Below are 24763 nucleotides of genomic sequence, written 5' to 3' on the forward strand. Positions count from 1 at the left end.
AGCAGGGTTTTTCTGGCTTAAACGTAAGCTTTTAAAACTGCATCATTTGCCATCACTTGTTGAAGTGATGCCAATACTTGTAGAGAATTTTGATTTTCTACTGAATAGATATTGGCAAAGTTAGATTTAGCCACAGCATAGAAATGTGCCTTATCAGCATCTTTAACATTTAACAAAGATGCAAGTACAGTTAAGCTTTCACCTTGTCCTACAGCCATATCACGTGCCAGTGATTCAGAATTTTCATTCGTAAAAGTAACCACTTGCGCAGTCACTTTACCATTACCATTACAACCTAAAGTACCAAAAGTAATACCGAGTAATTGGTTAGTAAACAGCCCATTTGTGGTAGCTGCTAAAATTTTAGGCACTTTACCAGATTGACCAGCCCAAACTTGAGAACCCACACCACAACCGACGTCTGGATCAGCCATAGCAACACTAGAACCCGCAGCCAATACAGCAGCTAAAGCGATTTTTTTTAACATATAAGTCTCCAGAATTTTCATATGTATTATTTTTAATACAACATATGTGAATTGTTGTTTTGCAAACTATGCAACGGATGTTACACCCACGTAGATTTATCACATAAATTCAGATAAGCAAATCAAAATTTAATCACTTAAAAATTAATTTTTGTATTTTTTAAGTGACCAATCACCATTTTCCATTCGATTTCCCAAAATCTTAAGCACCAAGACCAAGCTTAAAAGTAGTAACAGATACCAAGAACCGAGTTTACCCCAACCCACCATATGCCATGCATCGACCTGACTCGGATACAACCATATTTTATAAAAAGTGCTGATATTCTCAGCAATCCAAATAATAAATGCCAAAATAATCAGCACAGGCAACATCGGAAGTTGTAATTCATGCTGTTGAAGTTTAAAACGAATTTGAGTCTTCCAGAAAATAACCACGCTCCAAATAAACAGTGCGTTACGAAAATCTGGAATAAAAAATTTACTCATAAAGTTGATATAAGACAACACAGCTAAACTCAGCATATTGCCAAAACGAGGTAAATTTAAAAATGAGACTTGGTATAAGCGCAATGATCGTGCAAAGAAACTTCCGACTGCTGAATACATAAACCCTGCAAACAAAGGCACAGTTAAAATTTTAAATACAGCAGGTTGCGGGTATTGCCAAGAAGCAATTTGCGGATGAGTCAAGAAAATTTCCATGCCCATTGCCATGATATGGAACAAAGCAATGACTTTAGCTTCTGCCCATGATTCTAATTTTAGATAAAGCAAACAGGCTTGAATAATGAGTGCATAAAACAAAAGATAGTCATAACGGAAAAAACCGTAAAACTCTTGGCTTCCCATTTTAGCCGTGATGATAAATGCGATCAGCAATAAAATACCAAATAAGGCAGCTGAAGCTGCCTTAGATAGAAATTCAAACAATGATTTAAAGTAGTTCATCATATGATTAATAACAAACACTTAGCCTAGATATTTCGCACTATAATCATGTACAGTATCAATAAATATTTTTGGATGATCAGGATCCACCCACTGGGTTATGCCATGACCTAAATTGGCGACATAACCTGTTTTTTCACCATTCGCATAGGCATCATCCAACATTGCCTGAGTTGCTTTTGCAATCGTCGCGGCTGAGCCATAGAGCGTTGCAGGATCTAAATTACCCTGTAATGCTGCTCGTCCATTCACTGTTTGACGTGCAACATTTAAAGGTGTTGTCCAATCTAAACCAAACGCATCTGCACCTGTCGCGATCATTGGTTCCAACCATTGACCACCACCTTTAGTAAATAAAATTACAGGCACTTTACGCCCTTCATTTTCACGTTTTAATCCAGCAACGATTTTTTGCATATACTTCAGTGAAAATTCTAGATATTCACGATGTGCTAATGCACCACCCCAACTATCAAAAATTTGAACAGCTTGAGCACCTGCCTCAATTTGGGCATTTAAATAATCAATTACGGCATCAGCGAGACGGTCTAATAATGCATGTAAGACTTCGGGTTGCGCATACATCATTTGTTTGGTGAATCGAAAGTCTTTGCTTGAACCACCTTCAACCATATAGGTAGCCAATGTCCAAGGGCTGCCTGAAAAACCAATTAAAGGCACTTGACCCGCCAATGCAGAACGAATAGTTGAAACTGCATTCATGACATAGGCAAGATCAGACTTGGCATTAAATTTGGGTAAGTTTGCGACATCTTGTGCTGTACGCACAGTTTTATGAAATTTAGGTCCTTCACCTGTTTCGAAATAAAGCCCTAAACCTAAAGCATCAGGTACTGTCAAAATATCTGAAAATAAAATGGCAGCATCCAATGCATAGCGGCGTAATGGTTGCAACGTCACTTCACAAGCAAATTCAGTATTTTTACAAAGAGAAAGAAAATCACCCGCTTGAGCACGTGTTTCACGATACTCTGGTAAATAGCGCCCTGCTTGACGCATCATCCAAACTGGTGTGGTATCTACAGGTTCACGCAATAAGGCACGTAGAAAACGATCATTTTTTAAGGTCGTCATTTACTTTCCCAATCAAATATTAATTTCGCACCATCATAACAAAAAGGTCCCACTGATATTCATTTCTTGAAAATTTTTCTCAATAAAGTTTTGAGCTTATTGATTTGAGCAGCAATTTTGTATACGAAAACAAAACAAAACTCATCTGGGACAAAAATGTCTATAGAAAAAAATGATTAACACAAAACAAATACTGCAACACCTTATAAATTCTGTAATACTTAAGCAGATTTTTAGTCATAAATTATGAATAATTCTTAAGGTTGATCTACATGTTCGTTCGCTCAATTCTTGCTTTGAGTTTAAGCTGTGTGTTAACAGGTACAGCATTTGCTGCATCTACAGCTGAGCAACCGCTAACGCCTAAAAAAGTTGCTGCTCCTGTTGAAGATCCTATCGATCCACTTGCCATTGACAGTTCTGCTTCAAGTGTAGAAGCACAGATCAGTCCGCAAGAGCAACAAGATTTGGACAAAGCAGCAAACACGCTACAGAATTTAGAAAAAACTGAGGATAAAACTTCAGATACAGCAATTTCGCCATCTGCACCACAAACTACGCCAGCGAAAACACCTACAAATCCGAATGCAGTTAAAGCATCTTGGACTTTAGACGGAATAAACAACGCTCAATGGTATGAAAATATTGGCAGAGGACAATTCCCTGTTTATGCACGTGCGCACGTCATGTTAAATAATGCTCACGCTTCTCCTGGCGCTATTGATGGTTCAAGTGGTATGAACACCTTGAAAGCCATTGCTTCATTCCAACAAATGAATGGTATTAAACCGACAGGTGAATTAACCAAAGAAACTTGGGATGCACTTGTGACTCAACAAGGCAACAAACCAGCTTTTGTTGAATACGCTATCACTGCGGAGGACTTAAAAGGTCCATATGCAAAATCAATCCCACATGATTATGCATTACAAGCAAAAATGCCGGGTTTGTACTACACACGTGTTACAGAAATGTTGGGCGAAAAGTTCCATATGGATGAAGATTTCTTAAAGAAACTTAATCCCAAAGCGAACTTCAACAAAGTTGGCGAAAAAATCATTGTTACCAATATCCGTAACGAATTACCTGAAAACATTCATTTGATCGTTGCGCATAAAGGCGCCAAACAGTTGTATTTGTTTAATGCGCAAAACCAAATGGTTGGCTCGTTCCCTGCAACCATTGGTAGTTCAGATACTCCGTCACCAACAGGTACTTATAAAGTAACTGGTGTAGCACGTAATCCGTGGTACAGCTACTCACCGAGCAACTTTGTACAAGGTAAAAACTTGAAACCACTGTCATTACCACCTGGTCCTAATGCACCTGTAGGTAATATCTGGATTGGTTTAAGCAAAAAATCATTCGGTATTCATGGTACACCAAACCCATCTGCGATTTCTAAGACTGCATCGCATGGTTGTATCCGCCTAACCAACTGGGATGCAAATGATCTCGGTAAAAAAGTGAAATCAGGTGTTACCGTTAAGTTCCTTGAATAATCAAAGACTTTAACCGTATAGAACCAGTGCTAATGCACTGGTTTTTTATTTAAAGTACCTGTTAAACAGCGTTGCAAAAACAAAACAATGTGTTGTAATTTCATTATTTCATCTCAAATATTTAAATATTAAACTCAACTCATGTTAAAAAATAAAGAATTGGAGATTTGAGATGAATACTTTTTTACATCACAGCGAAAACCGTGGTCATGTCAAAATGGGCTGGTTGGACACCAAACACAGCTTCTCATTTGGTAGCTGGTATGACCCAAAATACATGGGCGTCGGTTCATTACGTGTGATCAATGATGATACGATTGCCGCACACAATGGTTTTGGTACTCATCCTCACGACAATATGGAAATCTTGACCTGTGTATTGAAAGGCACAATTTCACATAAAGACAGTATGGGAAATGAACGTCATATCAATGCAGGTGAATGGCAATTGATGAGTGCAGGTACTGGTGTACAACACAGCGAAATTAACCAAGGTGATGAAGCTGTTCATATGCTTCAAATCTGGGTAATTCCAAATGTTCGTGATGCTGAACCGAATTATCAACAAATCGAACGTGATCCTAAAAAATCACCGAATGAATGGCAATTGATTGTTGGTCCAAATGATGATGCTCCAATGCACATTCGTCAAAATGCTGAAATCAAAGCAGCGTATTTGGAAAAAGATCACAGCTTAGACGTTAAAGCGACTCAAAAATTTAACTATGTGCATGTGATCGAAGGTGAGATTGATATTGCCGGTCAAGTACTGAAAGCAGGCGATGCTTACTTATTTGATGAAGATTCAACACTCACTGCACATGAAAACAGCCAATTTATTTGGTTTGATTTAAACAGTTAATCCTGCTGAAATAAAAACCTCCATATGCAATATATGGAGGTTTTTTTATACTATTTCAAAACTGCCTATTCAGCTCAAGATAGGGCGAGTACTCCCCCACTCAACGACAATAATCCTTTTTCTGATCTTTGATCAATGATAATGCAGCATTCCAAGCTGCACAGATAATCGGTTCAGCAGCTTCACTTTCAAATTGCTTCACAGTATATTCTGAAACCTCTTTACTCGGATAATGTAACTTTGAACTACTCATGGCTTTAATCTGAATCTGACAGGCACGTTCAAGAAAATAAATTTCATGAAATGCTCGAGCTATGCTATTCCCTGTTGCCAATAAACCATGATTGCGTAAGATCATACAACGATGCTCACCAAGGTCTTTAACTAAACGCTCACGTTCTTCGGTTGAAAAAGCAATCCCTTCATACTCATGATAGGCAATATTGTTATAAAACTTCAGTGCATGTTGAGACAAAGGCAATAACCCTTTTTCTTGTGCAGAAACGGCAATACCATCTGCTGTATGGGTATGAATCACACAGTTAATCTGATCATTGGCATGGTGTAAGGCAGAATGAATCACAAATCCAGCAACATTGACCATCTTACCTTGATCACCTTTCGCCACGATATTGCCTTGATGGTCAATTTTGACCAAATCAGAAGCAGTCATTTGATCAAAAGTCACGCCATAACGATTAATCAGAAAATGATCAGATTCATCGGGAACGCGTAAACTGATATGTGTATCAATCAAATCTGTCATTTTAAAATATGCAATTAAACGATACAGTGCTGCCAACTGGCAACGTGCTTCCCATTCTGATTTTTGCATATACTTTGGTCGTTTCATCCTAAAATCCTTTTTAGTATCGATTGATCGTTATTCATTTTTAACCAGTGTTCCACCACGATACAAGTTTTAATTCGTGAATGACGCGCCCATGCATAATATTGCTTATTTTAAACGTAAAAAATCCAAACCAATATTGACCTATTGATTTGGATTTAAAATTATCAATTATCATATTTTATTGTTATTTATTTTTCTTTTTCACTTATTGTTATTCAGCCGTATTCTTATTATTATTTTTTTCAAAAAAAGTAAAAAAACGATTATTGTTTTATCTTATTCTTATTCATGTCTTATTGTTTTTATAAAACTTAACTAGACACTAAGTTGGTAGAGTAATTTTTTACCTTTAAAAGTCAAATCCTTAATAAAAACAATGTTTTTATTATCTAAATATGAAATAGCATCATCAATTTCAATATAATTTTCTTCAATCAACCATGTAATATCAAGTTCATTTAAATCAACCATTCCTACCAAAGAAATGGCTCGATTTTTATTATGTTGATTTTGAATATTCTTTAAAACTTCGCGTACTTTAATTAAATCATTCATATTTTAAATCTCATCGTGCTTACAGGTTCTATTATATAAATTGGGAAAACTATTACTAGATACAAAAATGCCCTGTGCGACAAAAATTGTCGCACAGGGCATTCAATATAAAGATCAACATTTTTGAGATATTTCTATTGCTAGAATAGCAATAAGATAAATTAAATATTATTTAAATTTCAAATATTTAAAACCAAGTCATTAAAACCGTAATTTGTAGCCTGTGTCTTGCTCCAAACGTTGTATTGCTGCTGAAAAGTCCATGGATGCTGCATCTGTTGTTTTAATCAGATCATAGCAAGCATGGGTTGTTTGCAATACTTGAAGTTCGAGCTGGCTACGACGCATTAAATCTATAGCAATCCCCATATCTTTTTGAAGCAGGTTTAAAGCAAAGCTTCGATCAAATGCACCATTCAAGATTCTCTGTGCAACGATGGTTTCAGACATACCACTTCGCCCACTGGAATGATTGATACAGTTAAGCGCCGCTGCTAAATCCACTTGTTGGGCTTTTAAAATACTTAGCCCTTCGGCGGCTGCCCAAAGATTCACAGCCATTAAACTATTGTTAACAGCTTTTACTGCAAAACCAGAACCACTTTCTCCCACATATTCAATGAGATCAGCAAAGGCTTGAATAAATGGCTTTGCACGTAGACAGGCATCATAATGACCTGCCAACATCACGGTCAGAGTGCCATTTTCTGCTCCGATGGTTTGTCCTGAAACAGGTGCATCCAAATAATCAATATTTAACTTTTTTAGCTTTTCTGCCAATCGACACGCTGAACTGGGAATACCACTGGTACAATCCACCCAAATACTTCCAGCTTTTAAGCTGACCCTTGCAATCAAGTTTTCAACATCTGCGCTGGTGGGTAAACAAGAAAAAATGATGTCTGCCTGTACTGCTTCTTGTAAATTTACAGCAATTGTTCCAAAGCTTTGCGCATGTTGTTGGGCTTTTTCAAAATTTCGATTCCAGACTTTTACTGTTTTACATACCTTAGGCAGATGGGAAGCCATATGCCATCCCATTGCCCCAAGCCCAATGAATGCGACATGGGGCAACTCACTGTCTTTTGTATTATTGCTCATCACATTCATCTCCGTTTTAAGCACTATGCGTAAATGACTTGATACTTTCATCAGACTCCGTCTGCACTGCACCAGAGGGCTTTTCGCCGCGGTTGAGGAATAAATTTAGAATAATTGCAGTCAAAGTGGCTGTACCGATACCGCCTAAATCAAACGAGCCAATATGCACGCTAAAATTCCCCGCCCCCATGATCAGACTGACAGCAGCAATGATAAGGGTACTATTTTTAGTAAAATCAATTTTGTTATCTATCCAAATTTTTGCGCCTGCCACAGTGATTAAACCAAATACCACAATAGACGCTCCGCCAAGTAAAGCGACTGGAATGGTACTGATGACCGCACCAAATTTAGGTGATAACCCCAATAAGATGGCAAAAATACCAGCAATCACAAATACGGTCGTCGAGTAAATCTTGGTCACCGCCATCACGCCAATATTTTCAGCATAAGTGGTCATTCCTGTGCCACCGACTGATGCTGATAAAGTTGTACAAACACCATCAGCAAAAAATGCGCGCCCCATATAAGGCGATAAATTTCGCCCAGTCATGGCAGAGACCGCTTTAAAATGACCTAAGTTTTCCGCAACGAGAATGATGGCAACAGGTGCTATCAAAAGCATCGCATTGGCATTAAATGTCGGTGCAACAAAATGTGGTAATCCAAACCAAGCAGCGTTATTGATCACGGCAAAATCAATGGCTTTACCTAGTCCCATGACATTGGCAAGAATAAAATACAGGACATAAGCACAGACCAACCCCAGCAAAAGCAAAAGTCGACGCATCATCCCTCGGGTAAATACAGCAATGACACTAATACACACGATTGTGAGAATTGCCATCCAAGTATCAAAAGAATTGGCTGAAACGCTTTTAATGGTGACCGGTGCAAGGTTTAGTCCAATGATCATGACAATTGCCCCAGTAACGATCGGAGGCATCAGTTTTTCTATCCAACCTGTTCCTGTTTTCATCACGATTAAACCGATGGCAGCGTAAACCAAACCACAGGCAATAGTTCCTCCCAAAGCCACTGCGATATTGGGATTTGTTCCAACACCTGCGTAACCTGTTGCTGCTGCTACAGCACCAATAAATGCAAAACTCGACCCGAGATAACTCGGCATTCTTCCACCAGTCATGAGGAAAAATAAAATTGTGCCAATCCCTGTAATGAATATGGTTAAGTTCGGATCAAAACCCATCAATAAAGGTGCTAAAACAGTTGCACCAAACATTGCAAAAGCATGTTGTAAGCCCAGTACGATGCTTTTTCCTGCTGGTAAATACTCGTCAATCTGCACAGGTGTTTGGTCTAAATTTCCTGTATAAGGTTTAAATGAAGCAAACCACGGTTCTTTTGTCGCCATTTTTTAATTCCCCATATTTAAAAATCAACATACGTTTTGAGGTTCACAATAGTTACGTTTAAAATAGAGAAGCGCATTTAAGTCTGGATTGTGTCTTATTGCTTTGACTTGGCAAAACAGCACATCATGGCTTCCTACGGATTGACTCGAAACAACTTCACAATCAAACGAAATCAATGCACTCTCCAACACGGGTGAGCCAGTGATCAGCTCACTCCAGTTGGCTTGTGCAAATCTTTCTTGCATGGGTGTTTTTCCCCCAAATAAATTAGATAAATCTGCCTGATTTGACCCTAATGTGTTGACACATAAAACTTTATTTTCTGAAAATGTGCTGTAAACAGAAGAAGATCGATTTAAACAAACCAATAAAGTGGGTGGTGTATCAGTCACACTACATACTGCGGAAGCTGTAAAACCTGCTTGCCCTGCCTTGCCTTTAGTGGTGATTACATTGACTGCCGCACCTAAATTAGACATCCCCTGTCTGAATAAGGTTTGATCGACTTCTAAATGAACGTTGGCTTCATTGGCTTGAGTGAATTCAATTATTTCACCTACGACTGTGTTGGTTGGTTTGATCATTTGCATCATGGCTCTCCCACCCCGATGCGCAAATGCTCAAAGGGGTTAAAAATATCGTTGAAAAATTAAATTCAGGTGATTAATAAAATTGAACGAAGGCTTATCCCACATGTGCAACAGATGCAATTTCAACGAGAGCATCGGGTTTGACTAACCCCACCTGAACACAGTAGCGTGCGGGTTTATCATTAGGAAAATATTCAGCATAAACTGTATTCACCGCAGCATAATCTGCCCAATCTCTGACAAAGATTGAATTAAACGTGACGTCATCCATCGTTCCACCCGCTGTTTCTATCACTCTTTTGATGGTTTCTAGAATATGCCGAGTTTGTCCCGCAGCATCGCCGACATAAACCACATCATTATTTTCATCAAATGCCAAAGTGCCTGAAACATAAACGATATTGTCTGCTTTAGTTGCAGGAACATAAGGGGCGAGTGGTTTAGAAGTTCCTGCTGGGATTACAACTTGTTTAGACATTTAAAATTCCTTATTTTACAAAGTCCATCTCCGCCATAAACTGAATCATTAACAGGTGGCAAAAATGAATAAATCATTAAAAAATACTTAGGCAGATTGACTTAAAACCACTGTAGTTTCTTGAGGTGATTGAAAAGTTTCTACAAATGCAGCGGTATTTGACACCCATCCAAAAAAAGTTTTAATGTTATATAAAGCTGCGACTTGAGCTTCTTCTGGACCTGCCTGATAACAAGCATCTTCTAGCGCGATGCCAAAATATTCCAAAAAGAAACCATCCCTCAAGGTTGACTCGACACAAACGTTGGTGGCGATGCCGACAAAAACCAGATTTCGTATACCACGAGCACGTAACATGCTATCTAAAGCAGTATTAAAGAAGCCGCTATAACGAGGTTTTTCAATAACAATATCTTGAGCTTTAGGTTTTAACTCATCGATTAATGCAAAATCCCAGCCACCTTTTGCCAATAATTTGCCTGCCAACTCTGGTTTTTTACGCATGGTTTTTAATGCATTGGATTTATGAAAATTCGGTGAACCTAAACCACCTGCCTCTTGATATTGATCATCCCAACCATTTTGAAAATAGATCACTTGGATACCCGCAGTATGTGCAGCATTAACCGCTTTTTTTATATTTGCGACCACAGGTTGAGTTTTTGAAACATCAAAGCCTGCCAGATCTAAGTAACCACCGAGCGAGGTATAAGCATTTTGCATATCAATCACAATAAGTGCTGTATGCTCAGGTGCCAGTTGAATAGATTCAGGTTCAGCCTTTAAAAGTTTTCCCGTACCTGCTTGAGAGGTAAAATCAGCACAAACAATGTTCGATAGAGCTTGGTTTTTTTCCATCATATTCATGCGCTTTTCTCCAAAATGGTTTGGCTAGGTTCTTGATAACTTGCAACAACAGCTTCACGACTTTTCATCAAGGGTTGAATACGCTGACCAAAATCCTCCACACCTTGTACAAAATCATCAAAAGTTAATAAAATCCCTTCCGTTCCATCTATTTCAGCAATTTCATCCAGCATCTTGGCAACATTGTCATACGCCCCCACGATCGTACCCATATTGATATTGACAGGAGATACGCTAGACGCCATTTGACGAATATTGGTATCTGTGCCAGATGTTTGATCTTTACCCCCTTGATTCATCAGCCAGTTAATTGCTTCTACATCTGCACCTGCGTTGTAATTTTTCCATTTATCCATTGCTTCTTGATCTGTTTCAGCTGCTATCACCATAAACAGCACATAAGTTTGAACCTCACGCCCGGTTCGATCTGTATGTACTTTTAAGCGATCATTGATTTCAGCATAGGCAGTTGGTGTATTTAGCCCTTTTCCAAAAACAAAGTTATAGTCTGCATATTGTGCAGAGAACGCCAGACCTGTCTCAGACTGCCCTGCACAGATAATTTTCATGTCCGCTTGCGGTGTTGGCTTGACTTGGCAATCGTCCATTTGGAAAAACTCACCTTTAAAATCTGATTTTCCTGTTGCCCATAACTCACGTAAAATTTCGACATATTCCGACAAATAATCATAACGCTTGGCAAAATAATCATTCCCAGGCCACATGCCCATTTGTGTATATTCAGGTGGTTGCCATCCCGTAACAACGTTTAAACCGAATCTTCCATTAGAAATTGAGTCAATGGTTGAAGCCATTCGTGCCACAATTGCTGGAGGCATCACCAACGTTGCTGCCGTAGCAAAAATTTTAATTTTACTGGTCACAGCCGCAAGACCTGCCATTAATGTAAAAGTTTCTAAGTTATAATCCCAAAATTCAGTTTTACCGCCAAAACCGCGGAGTTTAATCATAGAAAGTGCAAAATCAAAACCATAATATTCAGCGCGTTGTACAATCTGTTTATTCAACTCAAATGTTGGTTTATATTGCGGAGCATTTTCTGAAAGCAACCAGCCATTGTTTCCAATCGGACAAAATACACCTATTTTCATCTTTAAACCTCACTGCATAAAAAATATTCTAAACAAAACTACTTCGTCATAAACTCAAATTTAGACGCTTTGATATTTTTAATAATGCATAGGGCGTGCCACTAAATTTATCCTATTGTTTATTATATTTAATTTTTTATATTCAATTTTTATTTTACCTTTTGGTAAAAAATAGTTTTATATTATGGAAACACCAATAAACTAAAATGGTGCAAAATGCGCCGAATTAGATCATTTCTAAAACTTCTCAATTAAATACTTACATCAAATAAAAAACCGCATCAAAAATAGATACGGTTTAATTTAATTCTTTCTTATTTAAATATTATTTATAATATTTTACATGCTTCCAAAAAATCTAACCTAGGTAGTCTTGAATATATTTTTGTATGATCTCCATATCCAATATTAATGATCATATTAATTTGATAATCCGTGTTCTTAAAGAAAATATCATTTACTTTTTGAGGATTAAAGCCAGACATTGGTCCCGTATCTAGCCCTAAACTCCGACAAGCTAAAATCAAATAAGCAGCCTGCATTGAACTATTACGAAACGCTGTTTCTTGTGTCAGTTCAGGGCTTGACGTAAACCAAGACTTCGCATCAGCATGCGGAAATAATTTACCAAATTGATCATAGAACTTTTGATCTGTGGCGACTAATACGGTCAAAGGCGCCGACATGGTTTTCTCAATATTTCCTATAGACAACGCAGGTTTAAGCTGGGCTTTTGACTCAGCCGTCGTTAAAAATACAAATCGTGCAGGACAACAATTGGCTGATGTCGGTCCCATTTTAACCAAGTCATAGATTTTGTGAATTTGTTCAGTTGAGATTTGCTGATCTAACCAGCCATTATGTGTTCTGGCTTGATGAAACAATTGATCTAAATCTATATTTTCTTGCTTACTCATCGCGCTTATCCTTTTAAGTTTTTAATCAACAAATGATTGAGTGTTTTACTGTCAGTGATTGTTGAAGCATGTGCACCATAGTCCAATACAGTTAAGTCCCCATGCCCTAATGCTGCTTGAAGATCATGACTTTTTTGATAAGGCACCAGAAAATCATCTTTATTGGCAATGTAATACAACTCTGTATTCAATAAAGCATTTCGATGAATGGGTAAAATTTCAAATTTCATCAGTGCTTTCAATCGTGCCATTACATTGTGCGATGGAGGAAAGTCTTGTAGTCCTATATTCTCTATCTGTTGTATTTCTTGGTGATTTTTTGAAATAAAAGCAGAAGGATAAAGAAACAAAGCCTGTGCACGCACATAAGCTTCTGCCCCAGAATCTTTTAATAAAGCGATTCGAGTTTGAAAACATTTTTGTGTGTGGGGATCCAAAGTATCCCAAGCATTGATCATGGTTAAACTCAATAAAGAAATCGAAGTATTTTGTACCAGCACAGCCAGTTCAGCTCCAATCACTGCACCTAAGGCATGCCCAATAAAGTGACATTTATCGATTTTATACTTTTGCAAAATTGCGAGGACTTGTTCAGCCATATTTTGAATGGAATAGTATTGAGGCAAATGGGCTGAATCTGCGTGACAGCCTTCTTGATCATAAACCAAGACATGAAAATATTGCGTTAGCGGCTCAATCTGCGGTTGCCAGAATGTTGCATGTCCACCTAAACCTGAAGACAAAATGACGAATTCGGCATCTTGTCCGTTGCTACAAGGAAAAATCTTCTCTTTCATTTTTTACCATTCGATAAATTAATTAAGCGAACAACAGCAAGAAATATGCCGAATTAATATTTTTTAAATTTTGGTATTTATGAATTTTGAGCATGCTTGCTTGAAGCGAGCATGTTTATAAACAGCTAATTCAGCTAAAGGCAGGTTTTTAATGTAGTGGATATATCAACTCATTTTTTTCATGTAATGCATTCACTTTACTTAAAATTCGATCAAAAAAAGCAACACGAATGTTGCTAGCTTGAGTAATTAGAGACAATTAAAAAAGAAGCTAATCAACGCATACGCTTTAAGTTATAGGTGACGACACCCCAAATTTCAAACTCTTGCCCTTCTTCAATATAAATATTCTTAAATTCAGGGTTTTCTGCTTTTAACCAAACTTTAGGTGGATCAAAATGCTTATCAATCATTAAGCGCTTCACGGTAAAATCATTGTCAATACGCGCAATCACAATATCACCAGACTTTGCCGTGATACTACGATCGACGATCAACGGGTCTTCAATATCTATCCCCACATCCAACATTGAAAGAGAATTGGCTTTAACAATAAAAGTCGAACTTTCATTTCGAATCAGATATTCATTCATATCCAAAGATTGTTCAATCGTGTCCTGAACAGAAAACGGCACACCTGCTGCAACTCGTTCGGTCGCTAAAGGAATTTGATAAATCTTATCGTTTTTTGCTTGAACTGTTTGGATATTCATAGTCGAGCTAAAATCACTTAGCTGCGCGTTGCTGAAATTTTTCAGTAACCAATTTTTGATAAAATCAACTTGGGATTCAGGCACACGGATTACTTTGGTAGGCTCACTGAATTGTGCTTTTCGTCCAGCATTGGCTCTCGCACCTCCATGTTCAAATTCTACTTTTTTAGTCATTTTTTATCCTGTATGCTACATAAAAACCAGTAAAATCAATATACCTTGAAAAAGTTACAAATTCAAGTTGACGGCAAGTTTTTTTTGAATAACAATAACCCTATCGATCAGTTTTGATACATTTCTTTGAACAAGGATGTCAAAGACAATCAATATACTTATCATAAATCAATAATTTACAATATAAGCTCAATGTTATTTTATTGATTTTTTTGAACAAGTTCTCTGGTCTTCGTTATGCACTTATTTGATTGATTTTCTATGTGGAGACATAAAAATGGCTACTCAACGTGATGCAATTCTTGGTTATGCTGATGAACAACATGCGTACTATATTCGTTTAATTGAAGACAATAATGTGCTTGGCAGTCAATATGGTTTATTCTGTGAAAACACCAACAGTGATGATGCTGAAAGTATCATGACTACACTATTTTTAAAGAAATCATTTTGGCTGAACGGTTCTGAATTTAACGATATCGTCAAAGGATTAGAACCGCTTCCATTTTAAATTAAATTTTATCCACCTAAATTGAATATGCTTTGATGTTCAACTTTAGTGAATCATGATCTATATTTTTGTGCAATCAAAATGCCGTTGTATTCAATTGAATAGAACGGCTTCTTTATGGTTCAATTTTAACAACAAGTGTGAATTCAATTCATGAACATCACCCTCAAAGCGCACAACGTTTGTCCTCTTTATTCTTAAATACTCTATCTATAGTCAAACTGTTGAAAAATTCATACAGTAGAATATCATTTCTCTTGATCAATAAAATTAAAGCGATCAATATATTGTTCGATGATATAAGCCTTGCACTGCCACGCTTTAGCTCTAGAGTTTAAATTGTTTTGCGTAGGCGATACTTTACTTTTCAGAGATGAAAAGTAACAAAAATCTTCCGTTGAGCGAGGGGTACATCCTAATACCCCCGCTCAACATGGCGACATCCATGTCGCCTCGTGATAGCAAGACTGTTTATGATTCAAAAGTACAAAATAAATGAATCATCCAAATTACTTGTATGAATAATCAGACGTTTTGACTATATTTCATTCTCAATAATTTCATTCAACACTTTTCGATTATCTTTTTATTTTAAATGCTTTTTAAAAGCATCATGTTTCAAACCTTTCAACTGTTTGAACACATCACTTACTTTTTTATTTACTTCAATCTCATGTCTTTTGACTCATGGCACTCATTTTGCTTAATCAATATTACGTTTTTTAATAATCGTAATACTCAAGCAAAGAATGAGGATGACAAATATGGGTTATGTCGCAAAGGATATGGGTCAAAAGAACAAGCTGATCTTAAGCTTGTGCTCTTTTCTGATCCCTATATGTCTCTGGTGTGCTGTTAGTTATTTACCTTTTATTTGGCATCCCCAAGTGCAAATTACCGATTCAGGAAGTGTTTCATATCTGCAAGTCGGAAGCCGTGTCGATAAAAATGTGTTCTATAGTGAGGCACAAAATACTGTAGATCACCATTCTGCACCACCAGAAGGTATTTTGGTCAATCCAATTTACTTACCAGCTCCACATGAAGTTGCTAAAGCATTGGTGACTGCTTTTACCACGCCACCCGAACAACCTGATACGCCTTGGTTTCATCAAAGTTTGTGGCACAGTATTAAAATTGTTTTTTCAGCTTTTCTGATTTCCTCAATTGTTGGTATCCCACTGGGAATTCTTTGTGGCTTCTCACAAAAAATATCTCTACTCACTGAACCTTTTGTTGAATTCTTTCGCTATTTGCCTGCACCTGCATTCGGTGCCTTGGCTGTAGCGATTTTAGGAATTAATGATGCACCGAAAATTGCAATCATTGTCATTGGTACACTTTTTCAGGAAATTTTGATTATCGCCAACACCACACGCATGGTTGATCAAGGGTTGATTGAAGCGGGTTATACCCTAGGAACCAATAAATTGAAAAGTCTGTTTCATGTCGTTATTCCCGCCGCATTTCCTGATATCTACCGCGATTTAAGAGTGCTACTGGGTTGGGCATGGACCTATTTAATCGTCTCTGAATTGATCGGAACAACCTCTGGTATCACTTGGTTTATCACCCAACAAGCGCGCTATCAAAACTTTGACAATGTGTATGCCGCAATCTTAATTATTGGGGTGATCGGCTTAGTTTGTGATTGGGTGTTGATGAAGTTGGGTGAGCGTATGTTTGCATGGAAAATAGGAGCAAAATAATGAATGATTCAACTTTTAACTCACATGAATATTTTCAAAAGATCTATGCACGTCCTGTCATTTTAGAGACCAAACAACTCAGCCAAGTATTTAAACATGGCAAGTCTGAACGAGTGGTGTTACAACAGCTTGATTTAAAAATCCATAAACGAGAATTTGTTTGTGTGATTGGTCCTTCTGGTTGCGGGAAATCCACCTTAAGCCGTGTGATTGCGGGTTTAGATCCTTATCACAGTGGCGAGGTCTTGGTCGATGGCGAGCGTATTACAGGTCCTAGTCCTGAACGGGGTATGGTGTTCCAAGGCTATACGCTATTTCCTTGGAAAACAGTCAAAGAAAATGTCATGTTTGGTCCACGAATGAAAGGTATCAGTCAAATTTCTGCTGAATCCCATGCACGTGAATGGATTAATATCATTGGTTTAGAAAAATATGAAAATCAATATCCTCATCAGTTATCAGGTGGGATGAAACAACGTGTCGCTATTGCACGTGCTTTGGTCAATGAACCTAAAATTTTATTGATGGATGAACCTTTTGGCGCATTAGACCCTCATACTCGCCAAAAGATGCAAAAACATCTGATGGATTTATGGCAAAACGTAGACATCACGATTATTTTTGTGACCCATGATATGGATGAAGCCATATTGTTGGCTGATCGTATTGTGGCACTTAAAGCCAACCCCGGTGAAATCAAAGAGATCATTGAAGTCGATTTACCTCGTCCACGTTCAACAGACTTAATCAACAGCTCTGCATTCAAACAACTCAGAGCTCGCGTTGATCAGTTAGTGCATGCTCAAGAAGATGAACTTGATCCAGCACTACAAAATTTACCGAAAATTCCACGTATGACACAAATCAGTACGGATAAATAAGCCATAAACGCTTTCTTATCGCATTTGGGACGACCCAAATTGCTTAGTTCTTTGTTGGACGACCAACTTTGGTGATATTCATGACAAATCGCTATGTTTTACCACTTTTGGATATTTCTTTATTGTGTAGCGCTGATCGTAATGAACGCTTGAAAGTCGCACATGCTTTAGATCAAGCCTGTAAAGATGTTGGTTTTCTTTATCTAAAAGGTGAACAATTTAAGCCTGAATTATTTGAAAAACTCCATCAAACGGCGCAACAGTATTTTGCCCAAGATACAGCCTTAAAGATGCAGAATTATATTGGTCTATCGGAGAATCACAGTGGCTATGTGCCCATTGGGGAAGAACGTTTTGTAGAAAATACCTATGACCTCAAAGAAGCTTATGATGTGAATTATGATCACCTCAGTTTGGAAGATCGACGCCCACTGGTAGGTCCAACTCAGTGGCCTGGTGATCCTAGCTTTAAATTGCATGTTTCCAATTATTATCAACATATTAAAAAAATTGGGCAGCAAATTTTTCAAAGTTTTGCCTTAGCATTGGACTTGGATGAGCATTATTTTGATGCACATATTTCAAAAGCACCCAGTCAACTTCGCTTGATACATTATCCATATATTGCGGATATTCAGGATAAAGAAGGTATAGGTGCGCATACGGATTATGAATGTTTTACCTTACTTCTCCCGACTGCACCCGGCTTACAAGTGCTCAATAAAGCTGGACAATGGATAGATGTACCATTGCTTGAAAATACCTTGATTATGAACATTGGCGATATGATGGAGATTTTATCCAATGGACGTTATTTAGCCACCAAACATCGTGTGAAGAAAGTGGCTGAGGAACGTTATTCTTTTCCATTCTTTTTCTCATGTGATTATGACTACATCATTCAGCCATTGTTCAATCCTGAATCTGCTCACTATGCGCCATTAAAAGGTGGGGAGCATTTATTTAATCAAACAGCGCAAACATTTCAATATCTCAAAGATAAAGTCGCACGTGGTGAAATTCAACTTGAAAATGCCAGACCACTTTACTCCTTTGGTTTAAACCAAAACGAGGAGTCACAATGAATCTCATAACACTCTGCACTCAACTCAAAGTATCTGCTACTTCAAAATGCCTACTCCCTGAGTATTTGTTGGGTGCTTTTCGCCGTAAAAGTATTAGCTTTGCCAATGGGCTCACTGACGAAACTACCCTGGTCTATTGGTTTCAGTCTAAATCATTCACCATCGATTTACGTTTAAAAAGCCAAAACACAACACCCGTTTTGGAGCGACAAGGCTGGGTTGGCAATACACTGTGGGATGAGCAACAGCAACTACTTTCTTGGCAAATCACCAGTAATTATCAAAATCATGTTCAATGGCCTGAACCAGCAAAACTCTATGCCATTGGCAATGCCATTTTAGAATTTTCCCCGAGCCATGCTTATGTTGAAGACTGGCGTCAGCAAGCCAAACGTGGGCTTTTTCTGGGTTTACGTTTATTTAAAATTGACAATCTGGATTTAAATACAAGCTACCCTGCGGATGGTGGCTTAATTATTTGTGATCATTTTATTGCCTTTGCACGATCACGCCGTCCTGAGATCCAACAACGTTTAGAAATGGAGAAATCTTTGACCGAAGCCTTTGCTCAGCAAGATTTCACTGTTCAAGATATCCAAGATTACGAAGTATCGGTTAGTTTTGGACAGCAAATGATTGACCTCAGTACTGTGACGGAGCAAGTTGGCACACAAATAGAACTTGATGACTTTACTCAGTTGGATGACAACACATTGGTACAGCAACGCTTAATTCAAGGACAACGTTGCCAGTTATATTTCACCATTGATACTTTTGATCAAGATTTTTGTTTTTCCACAGAGACAGCAACATCAAATGCCAGCCTTGCCTGGTTTGATCAGGAACACAACCACCTTTTCCATCATGCAAAAATAAGTGTCTAGGAAACATATTTTAACCATGTCTTTTATCTATTTAATTATTGCAATTGTGGCAGAAGTCATTGCGACCTCTGCCATGAAAGCTTCAGAAGGATTTAGTCAACTCTTTCCTTCAATCATCACCATCTGTGGCTATGCCGTGGCGATTTATTTCTTATCCCTGACCATGAAAACCATTCCAGTCGGTATTACCTATGCCTTGTGGTCAGGCGCTGGGATTATTTTGGTTTCTTTGGTCGGCTTTTTTTATTATAAACAGCACTTGGATTTAGCCGCTATTCTTGGACTTTCACTGATGATTATTGGGATTTCAATTATTCATCTTTTTTCAAATAGTACAGAACTCACTTAAATACAGTTTATGCCTGAAATTTTGAGGCTACTCATTTGCCTCAATCTTCTTTTTTAATTCCTTTTTGGTCAATTTGGACTCATATAGTCAAACCGCCTGATTATTCATACAAGTGATTTGGATGATTCATTTATTTTGTACTTTTGAATCATAAACAGTATTGCTATCACGAGGCGACATGGATGTCGCCATGTTGAGCGGGGGTATTAGGATGTACCCCTCGCTCAACGGAAGATTTTTGATACTTTTCATCTCTGAAAATAAAGTATCGCCTACGCAAAACAATTTAAACTCTAGAGCTAAAGGGTGGCAGTGCAAGCTTTATATCATCAAACAATATATTGATCGCTTTAATTTTATTGATCAACAGAAATGATATTCTACTGTATGAATTTTTCAACAGATTGACTATATTTAAAAAGATAATACTGAATGAACAGATTTAAATATTGTTATGCTTAATTTGATCTAAACAATTAAAAGCCCAACTGAGTTAGGCGATGATACGGATCAATATGATTAGATGAAGAAAATAACATACCTTCGACTTAATTTGAATGAATTAGCTCAATGTTCGAGATGGTATCTTTTCATCTCTGAAAACTAAGGCATCGTCTGCACTAATTGATCAAAGCTTTTCACAAGATAAGAAGCAGTGAAGCTTCTTATCTAATTATTTAAGTTTCCAGAATGATACTGCTTAGGCTATTGGGTCTTTAGCTAATTCGCGATTGGTCATAAAGATGCCTCTCCAGACCAATCCTATTGGCGCAAATCCCCTTATGGTAACTCTTGTAATAAGGTTGGATAAATCAAACTATCTACATTTTGCTCAGTTTTATAGATGCCATTCTGTACATTGAATTTATTCACATGATAGGACGAGCCATATATCGAATCGAAACCATTACCTTTGCTAAAGACTTTTTTATTGGCTGAAATATCCAGTAAATGTGTACCATTCACCATCGTTTCGTATTGTTTCGGATCGACACCTGAACGATTTGCCATAATTTTGACTGCATCTGCATGTGTAGCCGGATCGTTGATATATTTCACCGTTTTATCCCACACTTGCAGAACTTTTTTCCATTCCTCTTTATGTGCAGTTAAATGACTCATATTGACCGTCAATGTGTCATAGATTAAACCCGGTTTATCTTGCGATGTATAAATGATTTTTGATCCTGCAACGGCTTTTAATGCTTGACTGGCAACAGGCTGCCAAACTGCAATTGCTGAAATATCAGGACTTGAAAACACTTGAGGTAATTGATTGGTCGCAGAATTCACCAATTTGATTTCATTGATGGGAATTTTCTGATCTGACATCGCTGTTGCAAGCAGTAAATGGTCCACCAATCCCTTTTCAACACCAACTGATTTGCCTTTTAAATCCTGAATATGATTAATCCCCTCTTTGGCAATAATGACATCATTTCCAGCAGAATAATCTGTTGCCATAATCATCATGCCTTGCGTACCGCCTGAAGCAGTCACCAAATTATCTCCATTGGTGACAAATACCGCATCCAATTGATTTGCTGAAAAAGCTGAAAGCGATGCTGAGTAATCAAACCATTTAAAATCAACATTTAATCCCGCTTCTTTTAACCACCCCTTTTCAATCGCAACTTGCCATGCAACAAATCCCGGCCAATCACTATAACCAATGGTAATCGGTTGTGCCTTTGCTGTGGTTTGCTTATTTTCTTTGGCTTCTGGCACTTTTGCTGTGTTGTCACAACCCGATATTAAAACTGTAGTTAAAATGGATATAGATAAAAAAGATTTACGAATCATACCGAAACTCCCCCAACGTTCTCACAGTTAAATTTTGTATTTGATAGACTGAGTGATTTGATGTAGGCACGCCAACCACCAAAATGACTGATATCGACAGCCTCTTGAATTGCATAAGCTTCACAAATAAAACCTTTCACCCATGTCCCATCTTCAAGCTGTAGATTGCCAATGCCTAGTGGTGATGGAACTTCTGCGACGATTGCCCCAAAATTCGCCAAAGGAATATCCCAAACTTCAACTTCAATCGAAGTGCCATCAATATCAAATTGCAATCCCGGTTTCGGTGGAACGGTATTTTTCAAAGCAAATAGCTTATAGCTTTTAGCCGTTCGGGTTTTTGCGAGCAATGTCGATTGCCGGGTTGTCAATTGAAAATTCAAAGGCATCGCTGAGAGATGTGCACCGACCACAGCGAGCTTTACCGAGTTTTGTGATTCAATTTCAAGACTTTTTTGATAACGATATGATGACGTGCCAAGAGGAAGTTCTGTGAGTGTTTGCCATTGTTGGGCAAATTTTGCCAAAGCTTGGTCATACCAAGCAGATGCAATAAAAGTCACGCCACTAGGCAGACCATCTGCACGAATGGTATTTGGTAAGGCAATCGCAGATAGATCAGCAAAATTTACAAAGTTGGTATATGCCCCCATATGTGAATTTTTATTGAGTGGATCTGCTTCAACTTCACTGATCCGATAAATCGTCGGTGAAGTCGGTACCATCAATGCATCATAGGCTTGTAATTGAAGATTAATTTTTTGTGCTAATTCAGCCCGTTGATACTCAGCTTTAAATGTATCTGTAGCTTTAAACTGATCTGCTTGCGCAATGATTTCAGCAATCACTGGATGCGCTTGTTGCCGAGAGACTCGCGCTTCGACAGCAACCGTTCGCTCTGCAACCCAAGCGTCATTATAAAGTGCTCTCGCCAAAAGGTTGAAATCCGTAAAATCAATAGATTCAACCTCATATCCAAGTGCCTGAACACGTTCTACTGCAATCTTAAATGCTTTCTCAGATTCAATATCACCATAAAACTCAAGTTGAGCAGGTATCGCAATTTTTCCTTTAGAAAATTGTGTTGCAACATTGGCAGGATGACTACGCGAATAAGCATCTGTTTTATCATTACCTTGCATCAATGTTGCAACCAGCCAAGCATCATCACTGGTCAGTGCAAAAATTGAAATCACATCCAGTGTTCTACACGCAGGCATTAAACCTGTGGTGGAAAACCATCCCTTTGTAGGTTTCAGTCCAACTATATTGTTATGACCTGCTGGAACTCGACCTGAACCTGCTGTGTCTGTACCTAAACTAAAAGGTACAACTCCATTCGCTACAGTCACAGACGACCCAGAACTGGAACCACCACTGATATATTCTGGATTAAAGCTATTTTTTACTGCACCATACGGCGAACGTACTCCGACTAAACCTGTTGCAAATTGGTCAAGATTGGTTTTACCAATAACAATAGCACCTGCTTTTTTTAACTTTGCAACCACCGTTGCATCTGTTGTTGCTAAATATTCAGCTTCTTTACATGCACCTGTTGTATGAAAACCAGCAACATCAATATTGTCTTTGACTGCAAAGGGCACACCATAGAGGGGTAGATCATCGCTATTTTGAGTTTTTAAATACTCAATTTGCATCTGTATTTGTGCTGAAGATGCGATTTCAATCCAAGCATGATCATCATTTTTTATGGTTTTAACATAGTCGATTAAACCATCAATATTGATTTGCTGATTTGCATACGCATTTTTCCAATCTTGGATCGTCCATAAGTCTTGCATGACCATACTCCTAATTTATTCATTTTGTAGAATCGGAGGCATCACTGCATCCATAAGTTCTAAATGCCCTTTAATCACGCCTTTAAGTGCAATAAATTGCTGACTAATTTGCTTGAGCTCTGAGCTTGCACCTTGCATCAACATCACCTGCAAGATTTTTTGCTGATCAAGTTGAATATGTAGTGAGCTGATCACTTGGGTTAAAAACTGTTGTTGTAAATCAATTAGTTGATTTCTAAGTGGCATCTGCCCTGCATCATAAAGAATGGTTAATGTCCCCACCATCACTTCATTGGCTTGAACCTGCTCTGCAATCAAATGTTTGTTGATCATGTCTACAATTGCTTGTGATCGGCTTTCATAGTGTTGATCAACAATTTTCTGATCGAGGGCATTGAGTGTCATTTCAGGTACAGTAATACTGATCCGAGCCAATTTTTGTTTAGGCACAGTGCTATCCTTTTGGTTTATGGACTGAGTGTGTTTGTTTGATATACAGACCAGCGCGTACACTGAATAATTCGACAAAAAATGTTTTGAGCGGATGTACTTTTTTGTCTACTGTTTTTACATGATTCATCGCACCACTCCTATATAAGGGTCTGATGACCATCTGCCATTTGTACACATAGAAGAATAGACATCAGTATTACCAAATTAAATTTTTGTATTACGCCCCTATAGATGCAGAAAATGTGCCAATTTCTAAGCGTGCTTTTACTGCGATTGATCAAAATTTATGACTATTTTGTGGGCAAAAAAATGCCCCATGCGCAGTGATGGGGCGAAAACATTCAAGTCTTTATATTCTTCAATCAGATTTATTTTTAGTCTTATTCCGCAATAGTATTTAATTATTTTTTAATCTAAATCTTCATTAAGCATGCCATGTGCCCAAACAGACAATGATTCTAAAACAGGCTTAAAAGAATGCCCTAAATCGGTCATTTCATAGACTACTTTGATTGGTGCTTTTTCTCCATACACGGTTCTAGAAACCAATCCACTTTGTTCTAATTGCTTAAGTTGCAGGCTGAGTGTCATTTCAGTAATCGTTGGCATCAGTTGTTTGATTTCATTAAAGCGTTTTGCTCCATCTTTGAGATAGTAAAGAATTACACTTTTCCATTTCCCACCGACCAAATCCATTGCCATACTGATATGACATGGATAGATTTTACCATTCATTTTTATTTCACATTTATTTTCAATAGGTTCCATCAATCTCTCTAGGCTATCAACTTTGATAGTTATTGTACGCCATCCATATAAAAAATATAGTGACTATTATTTTTATAGTTACTA

General features: G+C 37.8%; 26 protein-coding genes. 8 read left to right on the plus strand and 18 right to left on the minus strand.

Annotated elements, in window-relative coordinates; all coding sequences use genetic code 11:
• Window positions 1-17: 17 nt before the first annotated feature.
• From F938_RS13345 to hemE, 3 genes are all read right to left on the minus strand, one after another.
• Window positions 18-488, minus strand: coding sequence for a DUF3015 family protein (locus tag F938_RS13345; RefSeq protein ID WP_004828916.1), 471 nt, complete (start codon window positions 486-488; stop codon window positions 18-20).
• 144 nt (window positions 489-632) lie between these two features.
• A complete protein-coding gene (locus tag F938_RS13350; RefSeq protein WP_010591166.1) occupies window positions 633-1439 on the minus strand; it encodes a DUF817 domain-containing protein in 807 nt (268 codons plus the stop codon).
• Between the two features lie 21 nt (window positions 1440-1460).
• On the minus strand, window positions 1461-2534 hold the full coding sequence (gene hemE / locus F938_RS13355) for a uroporphyrinogen decarboxylase (protein ID WP_005032448.1): 1074 nt from the start codon (window positions 2532-2534) through the stop codon (window positions 1461-1463).
• Window positions 2535-2806: 272 nt separating this feature from the next.
• Here hemE and F938_RS13360 point away from each other — a divergent pair, with 272 nt between their 5' ends.
• Window positions 2807-4036, plus strand: a complete 1230-nt coding sequence (locus F938_RS13360) for a L,D-transpeptidase family protein (protein WP_005032450.1) — start codon at window positions 2807-2809, stop codon at window positions 4034-4036.
• A 172-nt stretch (window positions 4037-4208) separates the two neighbouring features.
• Window positions 4209-4898 carry a pirin family protein gene (locus F938_RS13365; RefSeq protein WP_005032452.1) on the plus strand — a complete coding sequence of 230 codons (690 nt, stop codon included), beginning with the start codon at window positions 4209-4211 and terminating at the stop codon, window positions 4896-4898.
• 100 nt (window positions 4899-4998) lie between these two features.
• Here the strand turns inward: F938_RS13365 and F938_RS13370 are convergent, their stop codons facing one another.
• The 11 genes from F938_RS13370 to F938_RS13420 all read right to left on the minus strand — a co-directional run bounded on the left by F938_RS13370 (window position 4999) and on the right by F938_RS13420 (window position 14431).
• A complete protein-coding gene (locus tag F938_RS13370) occupies window positions 4999-5751 on the minus strand; it encodes a class II aldolase/adducin family protein (protein WP_005032454.1) in 753 nt (250 codons plus the stop codon).
• 315 nt (window positions 5752-6066) lie between these two features.
• Window positions 6067-6306 (minus strand): hypothetical protein, encoded by a 240-nt coding sequence (locus tag F938_RS13375; protein WP_005032456.1) that lies wholly within the window; start codon window positions 6304-6306, stop codon window positions 6067-6069.
• A gap of 201 nt (window positions 6307-6507) precedes the next feature.
• Entirely contained in the window at window positions 6508-7407 is a 900-nt protein-coding gene (locus tag F938_RS13380) for an NAD(P)-dependent oxidoreductase (RefSeq protein ID WP_005032458.1), read from the minus strand.
• 16 nt (window positions 7408-7423) lie between these two features.
• On the minus strand, window positions 7424-8782 hold the full coding sequence (gene rutG / locus F938_RS13385) for a pyrimidine utilization transport protein G (protein ID WP_005032460.1): 1359 nt from the start codon (window positions 8780-8782) through the stop codon (window positions 7424-7426).
• A 24-nt stretch (window positions 8783-8806) separates the two neighbouring features.
• On the minus strand, window positions 8807-9373 hold the full coding sequence (gene rutF, locus F938_RS13390; protein ID WP_005032462.1) for an NADH-dependent FMN reductase RutF: 567 nt from the start codon (window positions 9371-9373) through the stop codon (window positions 8807-8809).
• Window positions 9374-9467: 94 nt separating this feature from the next.
• Complete coding sequence (gene rutC / locus F938_RS13395) at window positions 9468-9851, minus strand: pyrimidine utilization protein C (protein WP_005032464.1); 384 nt, start codon at window positions 9849-9851, stop codon at window positions 9468-9470.
• An 87-nt stretch (window positions 9852-9938) separates the two neighbouring features.
• Window positions 9939-10709 carry a pyrimidine utilization protein B gene (gene rutB / locus F938_RS13400; RefSeq protein WP_171066824.1) on the minus strand — a complete coding sequence of 257 codons (771 nt, stop codon included), beginning with the start codon at window positions 10707-10709 and terminating at the stop codon, window positions 9939-9941.
• Window positions 10710-10714: 5 nt separating this feature from the next.
• On the minus strand, window positions 10715-11830 hold the full coding sequence (gene rutA, locus F938_RS13405; RefSeq protein WP_005032466.1) for a pyrimidine utilization protein A: 1116 nt from the start codon (window positions 11828-11830) through the stop codon (window positions 10715-10717).
• 329 nt (window positions 11831-12159) lie between these two features.
• The gene (locus tag F938_RS13410; protein WP_005032470.1) at window positions 12160-12747 is read right to left on the minus strand and encodes a malonic semialdehyde reductase; all 588 of its coding nucleotides are present in this window, start codon (window positions 12745-12747) and stop codon (window positions 12160-12162) included.
• Between the two features lie 5 nt (window positions 12748-12752).
• Window positions 12753-13544 carry a pyrimidine utilization protein D gene (gene rutD / locus F938_RS13415; RefSeq protein WP_004828947.1) on the minus strand — a complete coding sequence of 264 codons (792 nt, stop codon included), beginning with the start codon at window positions 13542-13544 and terminating at the stop codon, window positions 12753-12755.
• 275 nt (window positions 13545-13819) lie between these two features.
• Entirely contained in the window at window positions 13820-14431 is a 612-nt protein-coding gene (locus tag F938_RS13420; RefSeq protein WP_004828948.1) for a LexA family protein, read from the minus strand.
• Between the two features lie 277 nt (window positions 14432-14708).
• On the opposite strand from F938_RS13420, the gene F938_RS13425 reads away from it, so the two are divergent.
• From F938_RS13425 to F938_RS13450, 6 genes are all read left to right on the plus strand, one after another.
• On the plus strand, window positions 14709-14942 hold the full coding sequence (locus tag F938_RS13425; RefSeq protein ID WP_004828949.1) for a hypothetical protein: 234 nt from the start codon (window positions 14709-14711) through the stop codon (window positions 14940-14942).
• A 764-nt stretch (window positions 14943-15706) separates the two neighbouring features.
• A complete protein-coding gene (locus tag F938_RS13430; RefSeq protein ID WP_005032473.1) occupies window positions 15707-16651 on the plus strand; it encodes an ABC transporter permease in 945 nt (314 codons plus the stop codon).
• Window positions 16651-17532, plus strand: a complete 882-nt coding sequence (locus tag F938_RS13435) for an ABC transporter ATP-binding protein (RefSeq protein WP_005032475.1) — start codon at window positions 16651-16653, stop codon at window positions 17530-17532. The genes F938_RS13430 and F938_RS13435 overlap by 1 nt, the downstream gene beginning before the upstream one ends.
• An 80-nt stretch (window positions 17533-17612) precedes the next feature.
• Window positions 17613-18617, plus strand: coding sequence for an isopenicillin N synthase family dioxygenase (locus tag F938_RS13440; protein ID WP_005032478.1), 1005 nt, complete (start codon window positions 17613-17615; stop codon window positions 18615-18617).
• The gene (locus F938_RS13445) at window positions 18614-19501 is read left to right on the plus strand and encodes a hypothetical protein (RefSeq protein WP_005032480.1); all 888 of its coding nucleotides are present in this window, start codon (window positions 18614-18616) and stop codon (window positions 19499-19501) included. Before F938_RS13440 ends, F938_RS13445 begins: the two co-directional genes overlap by 4 nt.
• A 16-nt stretch (window positions 19502-19517) precedes the next feature.
• Window positions 19518-19850: a DMT family transporter gene (locus F938_RS13450; RefSeq protein WP_005032482.1), complete on the plus strand. Its 333-nt coding sequence runs from the start codon at window positions 19518-19520 to the stop codon at window positions 19848-19850.
• Window positions 19851-20630: 780 nt separating this feature from the next.
• Here F938_RS13450 and F938_RS13455 read toward each other — a convergent pair.
• From F938_RS13455 to F938_RS13470, 4 genes are all read right to left on the minus strand, one after another.
• Window positions 20631-21653 carry an ABC transporter substrate-binding protein gene (locus F938_RS13455; protein WP_005032484.1) on the minus strand — a complete coding sequence of 341 codons (1023 nt, stop codon included), beginning with the start codon at window positions 21651-21653 and terminating at the stop codon, window positions 20631-20633.
• Window positions 21650-23464 (minus strand): allophanate hydrolase, encoded by a 1815-nt coding sequence (gene atzF, locus F938_RS13460; RefSeq protein WP_171067101.1) that lies wholly within the window; start codon window positions 23462-23464, stop codon window positions 21650-21652. Before atzF ends, F938_RS13455 begins: the two co-directional genes overlap by 4 nt.
• Window positions 23465-23473: 9 nt before the next feature.
• Complete coding sequence (locus F938_RS13465; RefSeq protein WP_005032489.1) at window positions 23474-23908, minus strand: CopG family ribbon-helix-helix protein; 435 nt, start codon at window positions 23906-23908, stop codon at window positions 23474-23476.
• A gap of 411 nt (window positions 23909-24319) precedes the next feature.
• Window positions 24320-24679 carry a winged helix-turn-helix transcriptional regulator gene (locus F938_RS13470; protein WP_005032494.1) on the minus strand — a complete coding sequence of 120 codons (360 nt, stop codon included), beginning with the start codon at window positions 24677-24679 and terminating at the stop codon, window positions 24320-24322.
• Window positions 24680-24763: the final 84 nt, after the last annotated feature.

It is taken from the genome of Acinetobacter bereziniae LMG 1003 = CIP 70.12 (assembly GCF_000368925.1).
Classification (GTDB): Bacteria; Pseudomonadota; Gammaproteobacteria; order Pseudomonadales; family Moraxellaceae; genus Acinetobacter; species Acinetobacter bereziniae.